Raw genomic sequence first — 18,237 nt, 5'->3', positions numbered from 1 at the left:
GTGAAGTCCTTCGGGGCAGGTGGCTCTGACGCCGAGTTGGTCGCGGGGCGTGCTCGACCGGCGAAGCTGCTGTGACCTGCGGGTTTCTCAGGACCGGGGGAGCTTTCGCGGCGGCCGGGCGGCGCCTGCGCATCCGCTTCGACGGGGATGGCGGTGAGGTGGCGCCGGGTGCGGTGGGAGGCGGCGGGGTTGGGCTCAGGTCACCGGACAGATGGCGCTGGACACGCGAAGGAGATCGACGTGAAGTCGACCAACTAGGGTGGTTCCGGCGCTCGGCATGGCAAGAGATTCGCACGGAGCACGACTCGCGGTCCACTAACGTCCGCATTTTGGACCTCGTAGTTTCGGATGGCGAGATGCGGGCGCGTTCCCGCCGCTCCCGCCGACCGGCCCCTGGATCCCCTTCTTTTCCGCGCCGGCGGGACGCTTCCTCTCCGCGTTCTTCTCCGCGTTCTTCTCAGCGCCCGCACGCCGCTCGCACGCCGCCCGGGCCCTGCTCGCGCACGGCCCGGATACCGTCCGCGCGCCGCCCGTGTCGCGCCCGTGCCCCGGGAGAGCGGCCGACCGGTCCGGGCCCGATAACGTTGGGCCTGTGCAAGCAGCAGGCGAAACGACCCGGTCGGCCCCCGAGCGCCCCTCCCGTCGTCGGGGCAAGGGGTCCCGGCGGGCGGCCAAGCAGGCCACCTGGCGGACCACCGTCTGGGCGCTGGTCAAGGACACCACCAACACCTGCGTCGAGTACCGGGTCACCGGGCTCGCCGCCGAGGCGGCGTTCTTCACCCTCCTCTCCATCCCGCCGCTGCTGCTCTGCCTGGCCGGCACGCTCGGCTACCTCGACGACTTCCTCGGCGCGGGCACCATCGACAAGCTGAAGGCCGACATCGTCAAGGCGGCCGGCACGGTGCTCTCGGACTCCTCCATCACCCAGGTCGTCCAGCCGCTGCTCCGCCAGGTCTTCGACCAGACCAGGCCGGACCTCATCTCGATCGGCTTCCTGCTGTCGCTCTGGTCCGGATCCCGGGCGCTCTACATCTTCATCGACACCATCACCGTGATGTACGGGCTCGACGGCAAGCGCGGCATCGTCAAGACCCGACTGATGTCGCTCGGCCTCTACCTCGGCGCGCTGGTGATCGGCTCGCTGGTGCTGCCGCTGCTGATGGCCGGGCCCGAACTGGTGACCAACGCCGTGCCGGAGAGCGGCGGGCTGATCAACGCCGCCTACTGGCCGTTCGCGATCCTGCTGCTGATCGTCTCGCTGACGACGCTCTACCACCTGGCGGTACCGGTCTCCACGCCCTGGCGCGAGGACATCCCCGGCGCGCTGGTCGCCCTGGTGGTGCTGGTCTTCTGCAGCGTCGCGCTGCGCCTCTACCTGGTCAGCTCGATCGAGGGCCACTCGGTGTACGGCTCGCTGGCCGCGCCGGTGGCCGTACTGCTGTGGATCTTCGTGGTCGCGCTCGCGGTGCTCATCGGCGCCGCCATGAACGCGGCCATAGACCGCCGCTGGCCCACCCTGGAGACCGCCGACGCCCGCGCCGAGAACGAGCGCGCGCACGAGGAGGCCGCCGCCGCCGTGGTCCGCGAGGTGGCCGCCCGGCGCGCCGTCGAACGGGCCCGCCGGGCCCGCGAGCTGGGCCTCGCCGAGGGCGGCGAGGAGGAGTACTGGGAGGAGGACGGCGAGGACGCCGACGTGCCCTCCGAGTACCCCGAGCGGTGGGCCGACGTGCTCGCGGCCGACAACGTCCGCGGCCGGATCACGGCGCGCGGCGGCGGTCCGCACCACCGGCCGGCCCCGCCGCCGCCGGACAGCGACCGGCCCACCGCGCCGCCGCCCGAGTACCCGCTGCCGGGCCGTCCGCCGAGCCCGCCGTGGGACCGGCGGTGAGCTCCGGGGCGCACGGGACCCCGCGGGTGGCGTACTGAACCCCGAAGGTGGTGGACGCGACCGCAGGTGAAAAACCGGTTGGCAGGGCCGGTCGGCCCCGCTAGCGTGTTGGACGTCCGGTTCGGGCGGTGTGGTGCGCCGTCCGAGGAGAGAAAGCAGGAGGTGAGTCTCGTGGCCACGATTGCCATGACGGCTGCCCTGGGCAGCGACCGCGTTCACCTCTCCCTCCCGGCCGCCGGCTGACGTAGCCCTTCGCGCACGCAGCCGCAGCAGCCCGGCGGGACCACTTTCCTCCCGAAGGGCCCACTGCGTTGTTCAACGCTGCCTCCGCTCCGTTCTCCTCCTCCTTCCCCTCCACCGCCTTCGCCGGCGCCGACGGTTCCGCGCCCGCCGAGGCCGCCGGATCGCTGGCCGGCTACGGCTGGACCACCGCGCTCGACGAACTGTTCGCGCCGCTGGCCGAGGCCGGCCTGGTCCCGGCCCGGATCGTTCGGATCGACCGGGGCCGGTGCGACGCCGTCCTGGTCGACCCCGGGACGGGCGAGCTCCGCACCGTCCGCGCCGACACCCGGCAGGTCGGCGACGCCGACATGATCAACTGCCCGTGCACCGGGGACTGGGTCGCCGTCGACCTCTCGCCCGGGCTGCCCATGCCCGCGGTCGCGGCCCTGCTCCCGCGCTCCACCGCGATCATCCGCAAGGTCGCGGGCAAGCGCTCCGACGGCCAGGTGCTCGCGGCCAACGTCGACACCGTGGTGATCGCCGCCTCGCTCGCCGCCGAGCCCGACCTCGGCCGGATCGAGCGCTTCCTCGCCCTCGCCTGGGAGTCCGGTGCCGAGCCGCTGGTCGTGCTCACCAAGGCCGACCTGGTCGACGACGCCGACTTCATCCGCTCCGACGTCGAGGCCGCCGCGCCCGGCGTCACCGTCCTGGTGGTCAGCGCCGAGACGGGCGAGGGGATCGACGTGCTGCGCGCCTGCACGCCCGGCACCACCGCCGTGCTCGGCCAGTCCGGCGTCGGCAAGTCCACCCTGACCAATGTGCTCGCCGGGGTCGATGTGATGACCGTCCAGGCCGCCCGCTCCGGCGACCAGAAGGGCCGGCACACCACGACCACCCGTGAGCTCGTCCTGCTGCCCGGCGGCGGGGTGCTGATCGACACCCCCGGCCTGCGCGAGGTCGGCCTCTACGGCGGCGAGGGCGTGGCGCTCGCCTTCGCCGACATCGAGGAACTGGCCGAGGGGTGCCGCTTCCACGACTGCCACCACGCCGGCGAGCCCGGCTGCGCCGTGCGGGCCGCGCTGGAGGACGGCTCGCTGCCCGAGCGGCGGATGGACAGCTACCTCAAGCTCCAGCGGGAGAACGAGTGGATCGCCTCCCGCTCGGACGCCCGGCTCGCCTCCGAGCGGTTGAAGAAGTGGAAGACCATCACCAAGTCGATGCGCGCCGCGGGAGGCCCCGTGAAGCGGTGACGTCGGGCCGGCGGCTGCCGCCCCGCCCGTCCGGCCCGCCGCCGCTGCCGGTGGCGGGTCGGGGGTGGGCGGCGGCCGTCAGCGGAAGTCGGCGACCAGCCGGAACCGCTCCAGGATCACCCGGGTGTCGTCCTCCACGGTGAAGTCCGGGTCGCCGAGCACCGCGTGCATTTCGTCGCCGTGCCAGAACCGCTCGTGCCCGGCCCGCCACTCGGCGACCGTGGTGTACCCCTCGCCCTCGTCGAGGGCGTGCTGCAGGTCGACCTCGTCGAGCGTGACGATCCGGACCTCGGTGGTCTCGGTCACCGCGACGATCCGCCCGGCCGAGTCCACCACGGCGCTCCGGGTCCCGACCCGCGGCACCGGCTCGTCCTCGGCCTCGTACTGGGTGACCAGGCCGGTGGTGCTGGTCTTGGCCCCGGACAGCACGGCGTCGACGAGCTGGTCCCGCAGCGGGCCGGGGAAGGCGAACTCCTCGACCCGCAGGGCGGTGACCCGGGGGTCGTCCGGACCGGAGTAGGGCTGCTCGGACACGGGATCTCCTGTCGGTCGGGGAACATCGGGAAGCACTGCGAACACCGGGGAACACCGGGGAATGTCGTGGCACGTCGGGCGTCGGGCAGGCTACCCGGCCGGAGCGGGCGCGGGCTCCTGGTTTTCCACCGCGCCCGGTGCCCCGGTCGGTCGGGGGAGCGGCCGACGCCCATGTCCGATTTCCGCCGGTCGACGCCCCTCCGGTGCCGCAGACTGGACAGCGTGATCGACGACGACATCCGGTACCGCGCCGTGGACAGCCGGGACGCCCGCTTCGACGGCGTCTTCTTCACGGCCGTCACCTCGACCGGCATCTACTGCCGGCCGAGCTGCCCGGCCGTGACCCCGAAGCGCGTCAACTGCACCTTCTACCCCAGCGCCGCCGCCGCCCAGCACGCCGGCTTCCGCGCCTGCCGCCGCTGCCGCCCCGACTCCGTCCCCGGCTCGCCCGAGTGGAACCAGCGCGCCGACCTGGTCGGCCGGGCCATGCGGCTGATCGGCGACGGCGTGGTGGACCGCGAGGGCGTGGCCGGTCTGGCCGACCGCCTCGGCTACAGCTCCCGCCAGCTCCAGCGCCAGCTCACCGCCGAACTCGGTGCCGGGCCGATCGCGCTGGCCCGCGCCCGGCGCGCCCAGACCGCCCGGCTGCTGCTCCAGACCACCGGGCTGCCGGTCACCGAGATCGCGTTCGCGGCCGGCTTCGCCTCCGTCCGGCAGTTCAACGACACCGTGCGCGAGATCTACGACCGCACCCCGAGCGGGCTGCGCGCCGAGGTCGCGGCCGGCCGGCGCGCCGCCACCCCGGCCGGCGGCCTCGCCCTGCGGCTCGCCTACCGGGGCGCCCTGGACAGCGACCACCTGATCGACTTCCTCGCGCTGCGGGCCGTCCCGGGCGTGGAGGAGGTCGTGCCCGGTCCGGGCCCCGGGGTGCGGACCTACCGCCGCACCCTCGCGCTCCCGTACGGCACCGGCATCGCCGAGGTGGACGGCCTGGGCACCGACCGGTCGGCCACCCGGGGGTGGCTCGACTGCCGGCTCTTCCTCACCGACCTGCGCGACTTGCCGACCGCCGTCCAGCGCCTGCGGGTGCTGTTCGACCTGGACGCCGACCCGGTCGCGGTCGACGAGCAGCTCGGCGCCGACCCGCTGCTCGGGCCGCTGGTCCGGGCCCGCCCCGGGCTGCGCTCGCCGGGCCACGTCGACCCGCACGAACTCGCCGTGCGCGCCGTCCTCGGCCAGCAGGTCACCGTCGGCGCGGCCCGCACCCTGGCCGGCCGGCTGGCCGAGAAGTACGGCACCGCGCTGCCCGAACCCAGTGGCGGACTGCGGCTGCTCTTCCCGACCGCCGCCGCCCTGGCCACCGCCGACCCGGAGGACTTCGCGATGCCGGCCGCCCGGCGCCGCGCGCTCACCGGCCTGTGCGCCGCCCTCGCCGAGGGCACCGTCCGGCTGGACGGCGGCGTCGACCGGGAGGAGGCGGCCGCTCAACTGCTCGCCCTGCCCGGCATCGGCCCGTGGACCGTCGGATACCTGCGGATGCGCGCGCTCGCCGACCCCGACGTCTTCCTCCCGAGCGACATCGGCGTCAAGCACGGACTGCTCCGGCTCGGCGCCCCGGGGGACCCGAAGTCCGCCGCCCTCGCGTCCGACGCCTGGGCCCCCTGGCGCTCCTATGCCGTGCACCGCCTCTGGGCGGCCCCGGCCGACGACCTCAGCACCCGAACGGAGAACACCCCCGCATGAGCACCACCGTCTTCACCTTCCTGGAGAGCCCCTTCGGCCGGCTGCTGCTCAGCGGCGTCCTGCCGGAGGACGGCGGGCCGGCCGGGCTCGCCACCGTGACCGCTCCCGGCCAGAAGTACGCGCTCGCCGAGCCCGCCGACGACTGGGTGCACGACCCGGACGCGCTCGCGGTCGCGGCCACCCAGCTCACCGAGTACTTCGCCGGCGAGCGCACCGCCTTCGACCTGCCGCTCGCCCCGGTCGGCACCGACTTCCGCAGGCGGGTCTGGGAGGCGCTCGACCGGATCCCGTACGGGGAGACCGTCACCTACGGGCAGCTCGCCGATCTGGCCGGCGAGTCCCCGCGCGCCGTCCGCGCGGTCGGTGGCGCGGTCGGCGCCAACCCGCTGCTGATCGTCCGCCCCTGCCACCGGGTGGTCGGTGCCAACGGCGCCCTCACCGGCTTCGCCGCCGGGGTGGACCGCAAGCGCTGGCTGCTCGACCTGGAGGGCGGCACCAGCCTGTTCTGAGCCCGGGGCCCGGTCTCCCGGTTCCCGCCGGTGCGGGTCAGGCGCCCGTGAGCGCGCCGAGGTCCACCCGCCAGTCGTTGCTGCGCATCCAGCGGCCGGGCGGGAACTCGAAGTCGGTCTCGCCGACCAGGGTGAAGCCGGCCCTGCGGCAGACGGCGTTGGAGGCGGGGTGGTCCACCGAGGGGAAGGCGTGCAGGTGGCGGTGGCGCGCGGTGCGCGCGGCGGCCTCGACGGCGGCCCGCGCCGCGGCGGCGGCGATGCCCCGGCCCCGGTAGGGCGCGAGCACGTTCCAGCCCATCTCGTAGACGGTGCCGCCCTGCCAGGCGCGCTCGGCGTAGCCGACACTGCCGACATCCACCGCCCGGGACACCCCGCCGGGCACGTCCTCGGTCTCCAGCACCACGCGGTACATGCAGCCGATCCCGGAGGGGACGAAGTCGAGGTAGCGGCGGTGGCGGTGGAGCATCCGCTCCTCGCTCTCCGGACCGCCGACGTGCCGGCGCATCTCCGGGGTGTTGATCAACCGCAGCAGGGCGAGATCGGCGTCGGTCCAGGGTTCGAGTCGCAGCGCGGGGGCGTCCATGGCCGGACGATAGTGGCCCCGTCGGTGGGGGCGGTAACGGTTTTCGCAGCTCGGGCGAGGCTCGGGCCGGGCTCGGGCCGGGCTCATGCCGGGCCCGGGCCGGCTTCAGGCCGGGGGCTCGGCGAGGGCGCGGGCGAGGTTCTCCAGGGCGGGCAGCGCGTGCATCACGGCGTCGCGGTCGGCGGTGGAGAGGGTGTCGAGGGCGCCCGCGATCCGGCGCTCGTGGGCGCGCTGCCAGTCGTCGAGCTGGCGGCGCCCGGCCGGGGTGAGCGCGATCCGGGCGGTGCGGCGGTCCCCGGGGTCGGCCTGGCGGTCGACGAAGCCGGCCTCCAGCAGCTTGCCGACCAGTCCGCTCACGGTGTTCGGGGCGAGCCGCTGCCGGGCGGCCAGTTCGCCGACCCGGAGCGGGGCGGCGGCGAGCGTCTGGAGGAGCTCGACCTGCGCCATCGGCAGGGACTCCCACGGGTAGTCGGTCCGGATGCTGCTGCGAAGGGCGCGGCGGAGCCGGGTGACGGCGTCGGTGAGCCGGCGGGCGCGTTCGATCGTCGTCGGCTCCGTGTCCTGCGGCTCGATGTCCTGCGGGCCTGCGGTGGATTCGGGAACGGACGGTGACGACGGCATGGCCGACAGCGTAGCGCCTGGTACCGGTGCCCTTTGACGGCCGCGGACCGGTCGGGGGCGACCGGTCCCGCTGGGTAACGGACCGGTCGCATCCAGAATAAATCGTAGAACGAACATATCTGCATCCGATATATTTCGCAGTATGAACGCCGCGTCGACGCTCACCGCCCGGCTGCTCGCCGAGCGCCCCCGACCGCGCGGCATAGCCGGCCGCCGGTACGCCCACTGGCTCGCCGTCGGGACGGTCTGCCTGGGGGCGTTCCTCGGCCAGCTGACGGCCAGCGTCACCGCGCTCGTCTACCCGGCGCTCCAGCACCGGTTCGACGCCGGGTTCGCGGCCGTCGAGTGGGTCGCCCTCGCGTACCTGCTGGTCCTGGTCGCACTGCTGGCGCCGATCGGCCGGCTGTCCGACCTGGTCGGCCGGAAGACCATGTACCTGGGCGGGTTCGCCGTCTTCGGGCTGGCCTCGCTCGGGGCCGGGTTCGCCGGCGGCCTCGGCACCCTGGTCGCCTGCCGGGCGGTCCAGGCCGTGGGCGGCGCGATGATGCAGGCCAACAGCGTCGCCCTGGTCGCGCGCGGTGTCCCCGGGCACGCGATGCGCCGGGCGCTCGGGGTGCAGGCCGCCGCGCAGGGCCTCGGCCTGGCGCTGGGCCCCAGCCTCGGTGGGCTGCTGGTGGCGCACGCCTCCTGGCGCTGGGTGTTCTGGATCAATGTGCCGGTCGCCGTGGTGGGCATCGTGGCCGGGTGGTTCCTGCTGCCCCGGACCAGGCCCGAGGCCGCACCGGCGCTCCCGCGTGCCGCCGCCGGACCCGTCATCGGACCCGTCGTCGGCCCGGAGCCGGACGGCGGGCGCTTCGACCTGGCCGGCCTGCTGCTGCTCGGCGGCTCCACCACCGCGCTGCTGCTCGCCCTCTCCGCCGCCTCCGGCCTGCCGCTGCCCGCCTGGGCGGTCGCCGCCCTGCTGGCCGCCGCCGTGCTGTGCGCGCTCGCACTGGTCCGCCAGGAGCGCCGCGCCACCCGGCCGATCCTCGCTCCCGGCCTGGTCAACACCCCCGGTGTCCGCCCCGGCCTCGCGGTCGCGCTGATCGGCTACCTGCTGCTGTTCTGCCCGCTGGTTCTCGGCCCGGTGCTGCTCGCCGAGGCGGGGCTCCCGACCGCGCGCTCCGGTCTGGTGATCACCGTGCTCCCGGCCGCGTTCGCGGTGGCCGCCACGGTCGGCGGCGGGCTGCTGCCGCGCGGCTGGTCCGATGTCGCCCGCTGCCGCTGCGGCGCGGCCCTCGCCGGGGCCGGGCTGCTCGGTTGCGCGCTGCTGCCCGCCCTGGGCGCGCCCGCGGTGCTGCTGGCGGGCCCGCTGCTGGTGCTCGGCGGCGGTCTCGGCCTGCTGCTGCCGGCCAACAACGCGCTGGTGATGCGGGCGATCCCGGCGGAGTGCTCGGCGGTCGGCGGCGGCATGGTCAACATGGCCCGCAGCCTCGGTACGGCGCTCGGCACCGCGCTGCCGGTGCTCGGCGTCCACCTGGCCGGCCCGGCGGTGGGCGGGCGCGCGGTCCTGCTGGCGCTCGCCGTCGTCGCGGGCCTCGCCGTCCTGCTCTCCCGGCCGGTGCGGCGGCGCTGAGCGGCGCTCCGGGCAGGGACGGCACGGGGGCGCGGGTCCGGACACGGCAACGGCCGGGGCGGTGGACGGGAGTCCCGTCCACCGCCCCGGCCGTGCTGTGCCGCGGTGCGGATAGTGCCGTGTCGCTGTGCCGCTGTGTCGTTGTGCCGCTGAACCGCCGGGCGGCTCAGGAGGCGGGCACGCCCGGGGCGGCGCCGCGATCCTTGAGCATGTCGGTGATCAGGCCGATCTCCGAGGTCTGGCCGATCACCATCGACTGCGCGAGCCGCTTCTCCGACTCGTTGTGCGCCATGTCGACATAGCCCTGGGCCATCTCCACCCCGCCCTTGTGGTGCTCCAGCATCAGCTGCAGGTAGAACACCTCGGCCTCCCGCCCGCTCAGCGAGCGGAGCTTGGCGAGCTGGGTGTTGGTGGCCATGCCGGGCATCAGCGAACCGTCGTGCGCCTGGTAGTCGGCGCCGTGCCCGTGCCCGCCCATCGCCATCCAGGCCATCGGCTTGGCCGGGGAGTGCTGGGTGAGCCCCCACTGGTCGAGCCAGCCCATCATCATCCCGCGCTGGTTGGCCTGGGTGTTGATGATGTCGAAGGCCAGCGTGCGGGTGGGCTCGTCCGTGGTCCGGTCCCGGACGATGAACGACAGGTCCACCGCCTGCTGGTGGTGGGTCGCCATGTCGCGGGCGAACCCGGCCTCCGGGGAGTCGTCGGCCGGCACGCTGAGCGAGGAGGTGCCGGAGGCCGACGTCCCGCCCGCCACCAGGGCCGGCACCCCGAGCGCGAGGGCGAGCGCGGCGGCCAGCGCGGCCGGCCACCAGATCCGTCGGCGCGAGGCCGCCGGAGCGGCGTCCGGGACCGCGTCCTCGTGGCCGTCCGTCTCGTGGCCGTTCGCCTCGGCGGCGGTCACATCTGCCCCATCGAGCAGGAGGCGCCCGGCTCCTGGGTCTGCTTGCCCTGGACGTACTTGGTGAAGAACTGGTTCACCCGGGGGTCGCTGGCGCTGTCCACGACGAGCTGGGTCGACCAGGCGTTCAGGGTGATGGTGCCCTTCTCGTCCGGGTACGGGCTCATCAGCGAGTACGGGGTGGCCTTCACCTTGTCCGAGAGGGTCTTGATGTCGTCGGGGGTGGCCTTGCCGTTGTAGGTCACCCAGACCGCGCCGTGCTCCAGCGAGTGGACGGCGCGCTCGTTCTCGACCGGCTGGTCGTAGACGGTGCCCATGCAGTCCAGCCAGACCGCGTTGTGGTCACCGCCGACCGGAGGGGTCTGCGGGTAGGTGACCTTCTCCTTGACGTGGTTGCGGCTCAGGTCGCCGAAGGTCTGGACGCCGTCGATCGGGGCGGCGGCAGCGGCGGCCTTGGCCTTCTTGTCCTTGTTGGCGTCGACCACGATCCAGGTGCCGGTGGCTATCGCGGCGATCACCAGGACACCCGCGACCGAGCCCGCGATGATCTTGTTGCGGCGGTCGCGGCGCTGCTCGGCGGCGCGCAGCTCGGCGATCCGGGCGCGGCGGTCGTTGCTCGCCTGCTTGGCGCTCGGCTTGTTGCCCTGGGCCTTGTTCGACTGCTTGGAGGCGGAACCCATGAGATGTCCTTGTCCCCACCGCGCATCGGGCACGGCGGTCTGAAGAGGTGGTGGGAGGGGGCGGATCCGTCGGTCCCGCCCGCCCGGCGCGTGTTGGGCGGCGGGGGAGGGCCGGGGCCGGCGGCGGGTTCCGCTCAGGACCGTTGTACTTGGAGTTCGTGCAGGTCGGGTACGGGGTGCGGCCCGACCAGCAGCCCGGCCGGCGCCACCCGGGGCGGCGCCTCGGCGGTCTCCGGCCGGAGTGCCGCGGCGGGTTGCTGCTGCGGCGGCGGGTTGGGGAGCTGGGCGTCCTGGGCGCAGTACGGGTGGCCGGAACAGCCGCTGTTGCGGTGCGGCGGGTCGCCGTCGACCGAGCACCAGGTCCAGTGCCGGTGGCTCTCCGCGCGGAGGCGGTCGGCGAGGGTCTGCGGCGTGGTGGCCGGACCGGTGGCGGCGGTGCCGAGGAGGTACGGGGGTGCGTCGGCCCGGGGAACGGCGCCGAGTCCGGTCGGCGGCCCCACCGGGGGGTCGGCCGGAACGGTCACCGGGGAGCCGGATCGCTCGGCCGTGGCCGCCTTGGCGTGCGCCGCGCACGGCAGCGCCGTCAGCAGCCCGACCAGCAGCAGGATCCACAGCACGCCCACCGGGCGGACCGCGAGAGCGGCCCTCCCCGGCCGGGGTGTGCTGGGGGCCGACGCGGTCATGCGCACATTTAATCAGCCGAACGGGTGAAGCGAGCCCCCTCCCCGGTTCTCATTTTCGGGCGCGGAGCCGCCTGAATACCCCGGAAACGCCCTGGTCCGGGCGGTTCGGTCGACTGCGGGAGGAACGGAAGCGAAACGGGCGCCGAACGCGGTGATCGGTATCGGCCGATGTGTGCGTGGTTGTCGCCGAAACCCGGACAGCGTCGTTGCACTTGGGGACAATGACGTCGAGCCCGCCCGGGGGCGGCGTCAGAAGCAGCGAGCGACGAGCAGCAGTGACCAGGAGCCGCCAGATGACCGAACAGGGTGCACCCGCGCAGCAGCAGCTCCGGCCGGACGACGGCTGGTGGGACACGGTCTACGCGGGACCGGCCGGCACCCTCCCCGACACCCCGGACGCCGGACCGGGGGAGGGCAGTGTCGACGACTGGTTCGAGACGGCGGCGGGACTCATCGGGCAGCAGCGGGGCGGTGACGGGGCCCCCGGGGCGGCAGCGGACTCCGGGGAGGCCGGGGCAGTCGTGGAGCCCGAGCCGGTGCGGGCCGACCAGAAGGTGCTGGAACGGGACAGCATCGACGACTGGTTCGACACCGCCGTCGGCGTGATCGCTCCGCAGCACCCGGCGGACGAGGCTCCGGGCGCCGACGACACCCGCCGCTTCCCCGCTCCCGCCTGGGCGGACGCGGGACCCGCGGCCCTGGCCGAGCTGCCGGAGGCCGTGGAGGTGGCCGCGGAACCGGCGCCCCGGGTGCCCGAGCCCCGGGCCAAGCCGGATTCCGTGCCCGAGCCTGCCCCGGAGCCGGTTGAGCCGTTGGCCGAGGTGGCCGCTGCTCCCGAGCCTGCTCCTGAACCCGAGCCTGCTCCTGAGCCCGAAGCTCCCGTTCCCGCGCCCGAAGCCTCCGCGCCCGAACCCGCGCCCGCGCCGCCCGCCCCCCGGCCCGACCCCCGCCCCGGGCGGGCCGCGTCTGCGCCCGCCGTGCCGCACGTCGGCGAACGCCCGCCCACGTACGGCCCCGAACCGACCGCCGTCCCCGAGGCGGACCCCGGCGCGCTGGGCGGCATCGTCGCCGACACCGTGCTGGAGGGCGCCCAGTACGCCGCCACCACCCTGCGGGCGGTCTCCGTCCGCGGCGACTCCGCCCGCTACCGCGGCGAACCCCGGCGGGACTCGCTGCTGGTCACCCGGTTCGGCGAGGGCGCGGACGGGCTGCTGCTCGCGGTGCTCGGCGGGTTCGACCACTCAGGTCCGGCCGCCGGCCTGGTCGCCACCGCGAGTGCCGAGGCCTGCCGCCAGCTCGCGGCCGCGGTCGGCCGCAGCCGCGAGGGACTCGCCGCGGACCTGCGCGACGGCGCCCGCGACCGCCTCCGCTACGGCCTCCAGCGGCTCGCGCTCAGCGCCGTCGCCCCGCTCCGCGCACTCAGCCCGGTCGGCACATCGGACGGTGCTGAGGACCGGGCGGCGGCCGAGGCGGAGGAGGAGCCGTCCCCCGCCTCGCTGCACTGCCTGCTGGCCTCGCTGGACCCGGAGGCCGGGTACCGGGCGGCGTTCGGGGTCGGCCCGGGCGGGCTGTACCTGCTGCGCTCCGGCCACTGGATCGACGCGTACGCGGCCCGGCTGCTGCACCACCCCGACGGCCAGCCGCCGGTGCCGGAGTCCCCGGTGCCGGGCCCGCGCCCGTTCCGCTTCCGGATGGTCCCGGCGACCCCGGGGGACATCCTGCTGCTCTGCACCCCGGGGCTGGCCCGCCCGGTCGCGGACGAGCCCGCCGTCGCGCACTTCCTGGCCTCGCATTGGGCGCACCCGCACCCGCCGGGCACCGTGGACTTCCTCCGCCAGGTCCAGGTCCGCGCCAAGGGCTACACCGACGACCGGACCGCCGCCGCGATCTGGACCGAGTAGCCGGACCCGGTCCGCTCAGGCGGGTGCGGCGGCCAGCAGGGTGCCGCAGGCGGACCCGGCGAGGTGGAGCGCGCGGCTCCGGCGTGCTCCGGTGAGGCCGAGGGCGATCGGGACGGCGAGGCCGTCCAGCAGGGCGCGGATCTGGACGGCGCGTTCGGTGGCGTCGCCGGGGCCGAAGCGGCCGACGGCGGTGCCCTCCTCGATCAGGGCGACCAGGTCGGCCTGCCAGGGGCCCTCGATCTCCAGCTGTCCCTGCCGCAGCTCCTCGCTGGCGGGGGAGCGGCCCCACACCTCGACCCAGAGGATCCAGCGCGGGTCCCCGGGGCCCTCCGGCAGGTACAGCGCGGTGTACTCGTCCAGCCGCCCCCGGACGTCGCGGGCGCCGTCGGCGAGCATCTCCCGGCGGCGGGCGCCGAGCTGCTCCTCGCTCCAGCGGAGGGTCTCCAGCAGCAGTTGGTCCTTGCTGCCGAAGTAGTAGAGCAGGTGGCCCGCACTCATCTGGAGCTTCTTGCCGAGGCCGGCCATGGTGAGGCCGGCCAGCCCGTGCTCGGCGATCGCGGCGCGGGCGGTGGCGAAGACCTCCTCGCGCGGGCGGGCCGGTCGGCGCGGGCGGGCGTCGGCCATCGGTGCTGCTCCTCCGGGGTTCAAGGTGCCTTCACGATACCCACCGTGCCCGGCGGGCCACGGAGCGGGAGCCCGGCCGGTTCGACCTACCGCTCCTCCGGGTACGTACCGGTCGGGGTGTTCCCGATCGGAGGAGGTGGCCCGATGGTCGCTCTGGTCCTTCTGTTCGCCGGCCTCGCCGCCTTGGTGGCCGGTCTGGCGGTGTTCCTGCACCGGCGTCGTGGCGGCCCGACCGAGAACCTCGACGGGCTGCTGGCCGAGCAGGAGCGCCTCGCCCAGCTGCGGGCCCTGCGCTCCTCCTACAGCTCCATCGCGATGCACAGTACCCACGGCCTCACCACCGACGACCTGGGCAGGTACCACCGGTAGGGCCGGGCCCCACCGGTGGTACGGCCCGGCCGGATCAGGCCTTCGGCTGCTGCTGGGTGATGCAGTGGATGCCGCCGCCGTTGGCGAAGATCTCGCGGGCGTCGACCAGTTCGACCGTGCGGCCGGGGTAGGCCTCGGCGAGGATCGCGGCGGCCTCCTGGTCGCGCGGGTCGTCGAAGGCGCACAGCACCACGGCGCCGTTGGCGACGTAGTGGTTGATGTAGGAGTAGTCGACCGGCTCGCCGTCCTCGTCCAGCAGGACGGTCGGGGCGGGGAGTTCGACGACCTCCAGCGCGCGGCCCCGGGCGTCGGTGGAGGCCCGCAGGATCGCCACCAGCTCCTGGCACACCGCGTGGTCGGGGTGCGCCGGGTCCGGCTGGACGTGGGCGACGACGACACCGGGGCGGACGAAGGAGGCGACGATGTCGATGTGGCCGCGGGTGCCGAACTCGTCGTAGTCGCGGGTGAGTCCGCGCGGCAGCCAGATCGCCTTGGTGGTGCCGAGGAAGGCGTGCAGCTCGGCCTCGACCTCCTCGCGGGTCCAGTCGGAGTTCCGGCCCTCGCCGAGCTGGACGGTGTCGGTGACGAGCACGGTGCCCTCGCCGTCGACGTGGATGCCGCCGCCCTCGTTGATCAGCCGGGAGGCGAAGCGGCGGACGCCGGTCAGCTCGGTGATGTGCTCGGCGATGTGCTGGTCCTTGTCCCAGCGGGCCCAGCCCTGGGCGCCCCAGCCGTTGAAGATCCAGTCGGTGGCGGCCAGCCCGCCCTCGCCGTCGATCAGGAAGGACGGGCCGATGTCGCGCATCCAGGCGTCGTCGAGCGGGCGCTCGACGATCTCGACCTGCTCGGAGACGTACTTGCGGGCCTCCGCGGTCTCACCGGTGTTGACCACCAGGGTGACCGGCTCGTACCGGACGATCGTGTTGGCGACGGCGGCCCAGGCCTCGCGGCCGGTGTGCAGGTTCTCCGGGGTGTCGAAGGTCGGGTTGCTGGTGGGGAAGGCCATCCAGGTCCGGTCGTGCGGGTGCCACTCGGCGGGCATCCGGTAGCCGAGCGAGGCGGGGGCGGGGGTGGTCATCGCGAGGTCCTTCGGTGAAGCGGGTGAGTGGTACGGGGGAGTAGTGGTCGGGGGTGCGGGTCAGAGGAAGTAGAGGCGGCTGAGCGAGACGCTGTCGGCCGGTTCGGAGCGCAGCGGGTCGCCGTCGAGCGAGACCAGGCCGGTCTCTGTGACCTCGACCTGTCCGGTCCGGGCGTTGCGCACCATGTCGCGCGGGCCGATGCCGCGGGTGTTGCGGACGCCGACGCGGCGGCGCCGGGTGGGCAGGCCGTCGGCGGCGCGGTCCAGGTAGGCGCCGTCGGCGGCCGCCCGGGCCACGAAGGCGACCGAGAGGTCGGCGGCAGTGGCACCGTGGGCACCGAACTGCGGTCCCAGCACGAGGGGTTCGCAGCGGTCGGTGGAGGCGTTGGGGTCGCCGACCACGCCGTAGGCGGGGAAGCCGGCCTTGAGGACCAGCTGCGGCTTGGCGCCGAAGTGGTCGGGGCGCCAGAGCACGATGTCGGCGAGCTTGCCGGTCTCGATCGAGCCGACCTCGTGGGAGAGGCCGTGGGCGACGGCCGGGTTGATGGTGAGCTTGGCGATGTAGCGCAGCACCCGCTGGTTGTCGTCCTCGGGGCCGTCGCCCTCCATCGGGCCGAGTTCGGCCTTCATCTTCCCGGCCAGGGCGAAGGTGCGGCGCACGGTCTCGCCGGCCCGGCCCATGCCCTGGGCGTCGGAGGAGGTGATGCCGATGACGCCCAGGTCGTGCAGGACGTCCTCGGCGCCCATGGTGCCGGCCCGGATCCGGTCGCGGGCCATCGCGGCGTCGCCGGGCAGGTCGGTCTTGAGGTCGTGGGCGGAGACGATCATGCCGAAGTGCTCGCCCAGGGCGTCCCGGCCGAAGGGCAGGGTGGGGTTGGTGGAGGAGCCGATGACGTTCGGCACGCCCGCCATCTTCAGCACATTGGGGACGTGGCCGCCGCCGCAGCCCTCGATGTGGAAGGCGTGGACGGTCCGGCCGTCGAGCACCCTGAGGGTGTCCTCGACGGACAGGCACTCGTTGAGGCCGTCGGTGTGCAGGGCGACCTGGACGTCGTACTCCTCGGCCACCCGCAGCGCGGTGTCCAGCGCGCGGGTGTGCGCGCCCATGTCCTCGTGCACCTTGAAGCCGGACGCGCCGCCCTCGGCGAGGGCCTCGATCAGCGGGGCCTCGTCGGAGGAGGAGCCGCGGGCGAGGAAGCCGATGTTGACCGGCCAGGCGTCGAAGGCGTTGAAGGCGTGCCGCAGCGCCCAGGGCGAGTTGACGCCGACGCCCCAGACCGGGCCGAACTCCTGGCCGATGATCGTGGTGACGCCGGAGGCGAGCGAGGCCTCCATGATCCGCGGCGAGAGCAGGTGGACGTGGGTGTCGATGGCGCCGGCGGTGGCGATCAGGCCCTCGCCGGAGACGATCGTGGTGCCGGTGCCGACCACGACGTCCACGCCGTCCAGGGTGTCGGGGTTCCCGGCCCGGCCGATCGAGGCGATCCGGCCGCCGACGAGGCCGATCGAGGTCTTGCGGACGCCCTGGACCGCGTCGATCACCAGCACGTTGCTGATCACCACGTCGCAGGTGTCGCGGACGGCGGCGGGCTTGAGGTGCAGGCCGTCGCGGGCGGTCTTGCCGAATCCGGCCAGGAACTCGTCGCCGGGCCGCTGGGAGTCCGACTCGACCCGGACGACAAGACCGGAGTCGCCGAGGCGGACCCGGTCGCCGACGCGCGGGCCGTGCACGGAGATGTAGTCGTGCGGGGTGATGGACGTCATGACTCCACCTCCGCGTCGTCGAAGCCGGTCAGGTAGCCGGTGGCGCGGGCCTTGGCGAGGGCGGACTCCTTGGCGCCCGGGGCGTCGAGCGGGCCGTCGACCAGCCCGGCGAAGCCGATCGCGACCCGTGCGCCGCCGATCGGCACCAGGCCGACCTCGATGGTGCTGCCCGGGTCGAAGCGCACCGAGGAGCCGGCCGGGACGGCGAGGTGGGTGCCGTAGGCGGCGGCGCGGTCGAGGCCAGCCGGGGGTTGGCCTCGAAGAAGTGGAAGTGCGAGGTGACGGAGATCGGGACGCCGGAGGTGTTGTGGACGGGGAGGACGACGGTCTCCTCGACCGGGTCGTAGCCGGCGCCGTCACCGGGCAGGGCGCCGCCGGGGGCGTCCTCGCCGAGCGAGCCGGCGCCGCGGAACGGGTCGTCGACCACGGCCAGGCGGGTTCCGTCGTCGAAGACCGCCTCGACCTGGACCACGGTGACCACGTCCGGCACGCCGGGCAGCACGTCGTCGGCGGTGAGCACGGAGCGGCCCGCCTCGACGGCCTCGGCGAGGCGCCGGCCGTCGCGGGCGGCCTCGCAGACGGCGTCGGCGATGAGCGCGGTCGCCTCGGGGATGTTGAGCCGCACGCCTCGGGCGCGGCGGGCGCGGGCCAGCTCGGCTGCCGTGAAGATCAGCAGCCGGTCCCGCTCGGTGGGGGTCAGTCGCACGGTTCCTCGCTCGCGGTCGCCAGGAGAGGGTGAGGGCTTTTAGAACGGCGTTCAAACACCTCCGGCCATTGAACCCGGAGCCGTCCGCCCTGTCCAGCCTTGCTGCTCGCGCGCCTTTCGGCACACGGGACGCGTCCGGTCGCCCCCGGGGCGGGCGGCCCGCGCGGCCGGGGCCGGGGGCTCGCGCCGTGCCAGGTCGGGGGCCCGCGCCGGTCCCCGAACGCCCTCCGGGGCCCGGAAGTCGCCCGTACGCTTCGCAAACCTGTCGGGCGGGGGCGGCTGGATCACGCGAACCGCCTCGTGCCCCTTTCACCCCAGGTGATCGCCCGCGCACTGTTCCAAATGCCGAAAGGTGGGCATGACGAAGATTGGTCAGTACCAAAGGGGCCGACCGACCGGCGGGGGCCCGGATCGGCGGCCCGGAGCGAGGGTGGGGGCAGGGGTGATGGACGGTCAGTCGCGATTCCCGCGGCAGCGTACGAGTTCGGGGGGCGCCTTCCGGATCACCGGAACCGGCCAGGGCGCTCCGGCGGTCACAGCAAGCGCGGCAGGCGTCGCCCGGCCGGGCG

The 18,237-nt window shown here is 74.6% G+C and carries 17 protein-coding genes and 1 pseudogene; 7 read left to right on the top strand and 11 right to left on the bottom strand.

Annotation, left to right across the window (positions count from 1 at the left end):
• Positions 1–195: 195 nt before the first annotated feature.
• Positions 196–279: a putative leader peptide gene (locus IF01_RS51320; RefSeq protein ID WP_310593185.1), complete on the bottom strand. Its 84-nt coding sequence runs from the start codon at positions 277–279 to the stop codon at positions 196–198.
• A gap of 313 nt (positions 280–592) precedes the next feature.
• On the opposite strand from IF01_RS51320, the gene IF01_RS0101135 reads away from it, so the two are divergent.
• A complete protein-coding gene (locus tag IF01_RS0101135; protein WP_078879560.1) occupies positions 593–1,888 on the top strand; it encodes a YihY/virulence factor BrkB family protein in 1,296 nt (431 codons plus the stop codon).
• Between the two features lie 311 nt (positions 1,889–2,199).
• Complete coding sequence (rsgA, locus tag IF01_RS0101125; protein WP_030391287.1) at positions 2,200–3,360, top strand: ribosome small subunit-dependent GTPase A; 1,161 nt, start codon at positions 2,200–2,202, stop codon at positions 3,358–3,360.
• Between the two features lie 78 nt (positions 3,361–3,438).
• Here rsgA and IF01_RS0101120 read toward each other — a convergent pair whose 3' ends face one another.
• Positions 3,439–3,894 carry an ASCH domain-containing protein gene (locus IF01_RS0101120; protein ID WP_375340965.1) on the bottom strand — a complete coding sequence of 152 codons (456 nt, stop codon included), beginning with the start codon at positions 3,892–3,894 and terminating at the stop codon, positions 3,439–3,441.
• 171 nt (positions 3,895–4,065) lie between these two features.
• Between IF01_RS0101120 and IF01_RS0101115 the strand changes: the two genes are divergently transcribed.
• Positions 4,066–5,637: a DNA-3-methyladenine glycosylase 2 family protein gene (locus IF01_RS0101115; protein ID WP_030391285.1), complete on the top strand. Its 1,572-nt coding sequence runs from the start codon at positions 4,066–4,068 to the stop codon at positions 5,635–5,637.
• A complete protein-coding gene (locus tag IF01_RS0101110) occupies positions 5,634–6,146 on the top strand; it encodes a methylated-DNA--[protein]-cysteine S-methyltransferase (protein WP_030391284.1) in 513 nt (170 codons plus the stop codon). The genes IF01_RS0101115 and IF01_RS0101110 overlap by 4 nt, the downstream gene beginning before the upstream one ends.
• Positions 6,147–6,183: 37 nt before the next feature.
• Here the strand turns inward: IF01_RS0101110 and IF01_RS0101105 are convergent, their stop codons facing one another.
• Together IF01_RS0101105 and IF01_RS0101100 are read right to left on the bottom strand one after the other, a co-directional pair.
• Positions 6,184–6,729, bottom strand: coding sequence for a GNAT family N-acetyltransferase (locus IF01_RS0101105; RefSeq protein WP_030391283.1), 546 nt, complete (start codon positions 6,727–6,729; stop codon positions 6,184–6,186).
• A gap of 105 nt (positions 6,730–6,834) precedes the next feature.
• Entirely contained in the window at positions 6,835–7,350 is a 516-nt protein-coding gene (locus IF01_RS0101100) for a MarR family winged helix-turn-helix transcriptional regulator (RefSeq protein WP_078879558.1), read from the bottom strand.
• A 142-nt stretch (positions 7,351–7,492) separates the two neighbouring features.
• Here IF01_RS0101100 and IF01_RS0101095 point away from each other — a divergent pair, with 142 nt between their 5' ends.
• Complete coding sequence (locus IF01_RS0101095) at positions 7,493–8,965, top strand: MFS transporter (protein WP_030391281.1); 1,473 nt, start codon at positions 7,493–7,495, stop codon at positions 8,963–8,965.
• A 166-nt stretch (positions 8,966–9,131) separates the two neighbouring features.
• Here the strand turns inward: IF01_RS0101095 and IF01_RS0101090 are convergent, their stop codons facing one another.
• The 3 genes from IF01_RS0101090 to IF01_RS0101080 all read right to left on the bottom strand — a co-directional run bounded on the left by IF01_RS0101090 (position 9,132) and on the right by IF01_RS0101080 (position 11,226).
• On the bottom strand, positions 9,132–9,866 hold the full coding sequence (locus IF01_RS0101090) for a DUF305 domain-containing protein (protein ID WP_078879557.1): 735 nt from the start codon (positions 9,864–9,866) through the stop codon (positions 9,132–9,134).
• Complete coding sequence (locus IF01_RS0101085) at positions 9,863–10,543, bottom strand: thioredoxin-like domain-containing protein (protein ID WP_030391279.1); 681 nt, start codon at positions 10,541–10,543, stop codon at positions 9,863–9,865. Before IF01_RS0101085 ends, IF01_RS0101090 begins: the two co-directional genes overlap by 4 nt.
• A 134-nt stretch (positions 10,544–10,677) precedes the next feature.
• Positions 10,678–11,226: a hypothetical protein gene (locus tag IF01_RS0101080; protein WP_149030491.1), complete on the bottom strand. Its 549-nt coding sequence runs from the start codon at positions 11,224–11,226 to the stop codon at positions 10,678–10,680.
• 293 nt (positions 11,227–11,519) lie between these two features.
• Here IF01_RS0101080 and IF01_RS0101075 point away from each other — a divergent pair, with 293 nt between their 5' ends.
• Complete coding sequence (locus IF01_RS0101075) at positions 11,520–13,127, top strand: PP2C family serine/threonine-protein phosphatase (RefSeq protein WP_051754798.1); 1,608 nt, start codon at positions 11,520–11,522, stop codon at positions 13,125–13,127.
• A 15-nt stretch (positions 13,128–13,142) separates the two neighbouring features.
• Here IF01_RS0101075 and IF01_RS0101070 read toward each other — a convergent pair whose 3' ends face one another.
• A complete protein-coding gene (locus IF01_RS0101070) occupies positions 13,143–13,751 on the bottom strand; it encodes a TetR/AcrR family transcriptional regulator (RefSeq protein WP_051741946.1) in 609 nt (202 codons plus the stop codon).
• Between the two features lie 144 nt (positions 13,752–13,895).
• Between IF01_RS0101070 and IF01_RS0101065 the strand changes: the two genes are divergently transcribed.
• On the top strand, positions 13,896–14,120 hold the full coding sequence (locus tag IF01_RS0101065) for a hypothetical protein (RefSeq protein ID WP_030391275.1): 225 nt from the start codon (positions 13,896–13,898) through the stop codon (positions 14,118–14,120).
• 34 nt (positions 14,121–14,154) lie between these two features.
• Here the strand turns inward: IF01_RS0101065 and IF01_RS0101060 are convergent, their stop codons facing one another.
• From IF01_RS0101060 to IF01_RS41130, 3 genes and pseudogenes are all read right to left on the bottom strand, one after another.
• Positions 14,155–15,198 carry an agmatine deiminase family protein gene (locus IF01_RS0101060; protein WP_030391274.1) on the bottom strand — a complete coding sequence of 348 codons (1,044 nt, stop codon included), beginning with the start codon at positions 15,196–15,198 and terminating at the stop codon, positions 14,155–14,157.
• A gap of 60 nt (positions 15,199–15,258) precedes the next feature.
• The gene (locus IF01_RS0101055) at positions 15,259–16,962 is read right to left on the bottom strand and encodes an urease subunit alpha (protein WP_030391273.1); all 1,704 of its coding nucleotides are present in this window, start codon (positions 16,960–16,962) and stop codon (positions 15,259–15,261) included.
• Positions 16,959–17,668: pseudogene (locus IF01_RS41130) on the bottom strand (urease subunit gamma). The gene IF01_RS0101055 and the pseudogene IF01_RS41130 overlap by 4 nt, the downstream one beginning before the upstream one ends.
• Positions 17,669–18,237: the final 569 nt, after the last annotated feature.

Source organism: Kitasatospora purpeofusca (assembly GCF_000718025.1).
Taxonomy (GTDB): Bacteria; Actinomycetota; Actinomycetes; order Streptomycetales; family Streptomycetaceae; genus Kitasatospora; species Kitasatospora purpeofusca.
The sequence above is the reverse complement of the archived record's forward strand: the minus strand, read 5'-3'. Positions and strand labels throughout refer to the sequence as shown.

Bases quoted from the DNA above. Each gene is read 5' to 3' on its own strand.
- IF01_RS51320 (WP_310593185.1), bottom strand. From the start codon at position 279: ATGCCGAGCGCCGGAACCACCCTAGTTGGTCGACTTCACGTCGATCTC.
- IF01_RS0101115 (WP_030391285.1), top strand. From the start codon at position 4,066: ATGTCCGATTTCCGCCGGTCGACGCCCCTCCGGTGCCGCAGACTGGAC.
- IF01_RS0101110 (WP_030391284.1), top strand. From the start codon at position 5,634: ATGAGCACCACCGTCTTCACCTTCCTGGAGAGCCCCTTCGGCCGGCTG.
- IF01_RS0101105 (WP_030391283.1), bottom strand. From the start codon at position 6,729: ATGGACGCCCCCGCGCTGCGACTCGAACCCTGGACCGACGCCGATCTC.
- IF01_RS0101100 (WP_078879558.1), bottom strand. From the start codon at position 7,350: ATGCCGTCGTCACCGTCCGTTCCCGAATCCACCGCAGGCCCGCAGGAC.
- IF01_RS0101095 (WP_030391281.1), top strand. From the start codon at position 7,493: ATGAACGCCGCGTCGACGCTCACCGCCCGGCTGCTCGCCGAGCGCCCC.
- IF01_RS0101085 (WP_030391279.1), bottom strand. From the start codon at position 10,543: ATGGGTTCCGCCTCCAAGCAGTCGAACAAGGCCCAGGGCAACAAGCCG.
- IF01_RS0101080 (WP_149030491.1), bottom strand. From the start codon at position 11,226: ATGACCGCGTCGGCCCCCAGCACACCCCGGCCGGGGAGGGCCGCTCTC.
- IF01_RS0101075 (WP_051754798.1), top strand. From the start codon at position 11,520: ATGACCGAACAGGGTGCACCCGCGCAGCAGCAGCTCCGGCCGGACGAC.
- IF01_RS0101070 (WP_051741946.1), bottom strand. From the start codon at position 13,751: ATGGCCGACGCCCGCCCGCGCCGACCGGCCCGCCCGCGCGAGGAGGTC.
- IF01_RS0101065 (WP_030391275.1), top strand. From the start codon at position 13,896: ATGGTCGCTCTGGTCCTTCTGTTCGCCGGCCTCGCCGCCTTGGTGGCC.
- IF01_RS0101060 (WP_030391274.1), bottom strand. From the start codon at position 15,198: ATGACCACCCCCGCCCCCGCCTCGCTCGGCTACCGGATGCCCGCCGAG.
- IF01_RS0101055 (WP_030391273.1), bottom strand. From the start codon at position 16,962: ATGACGTCCATCACCCCGCACGACTACATCTCCGTGCACGGCCCGCGC.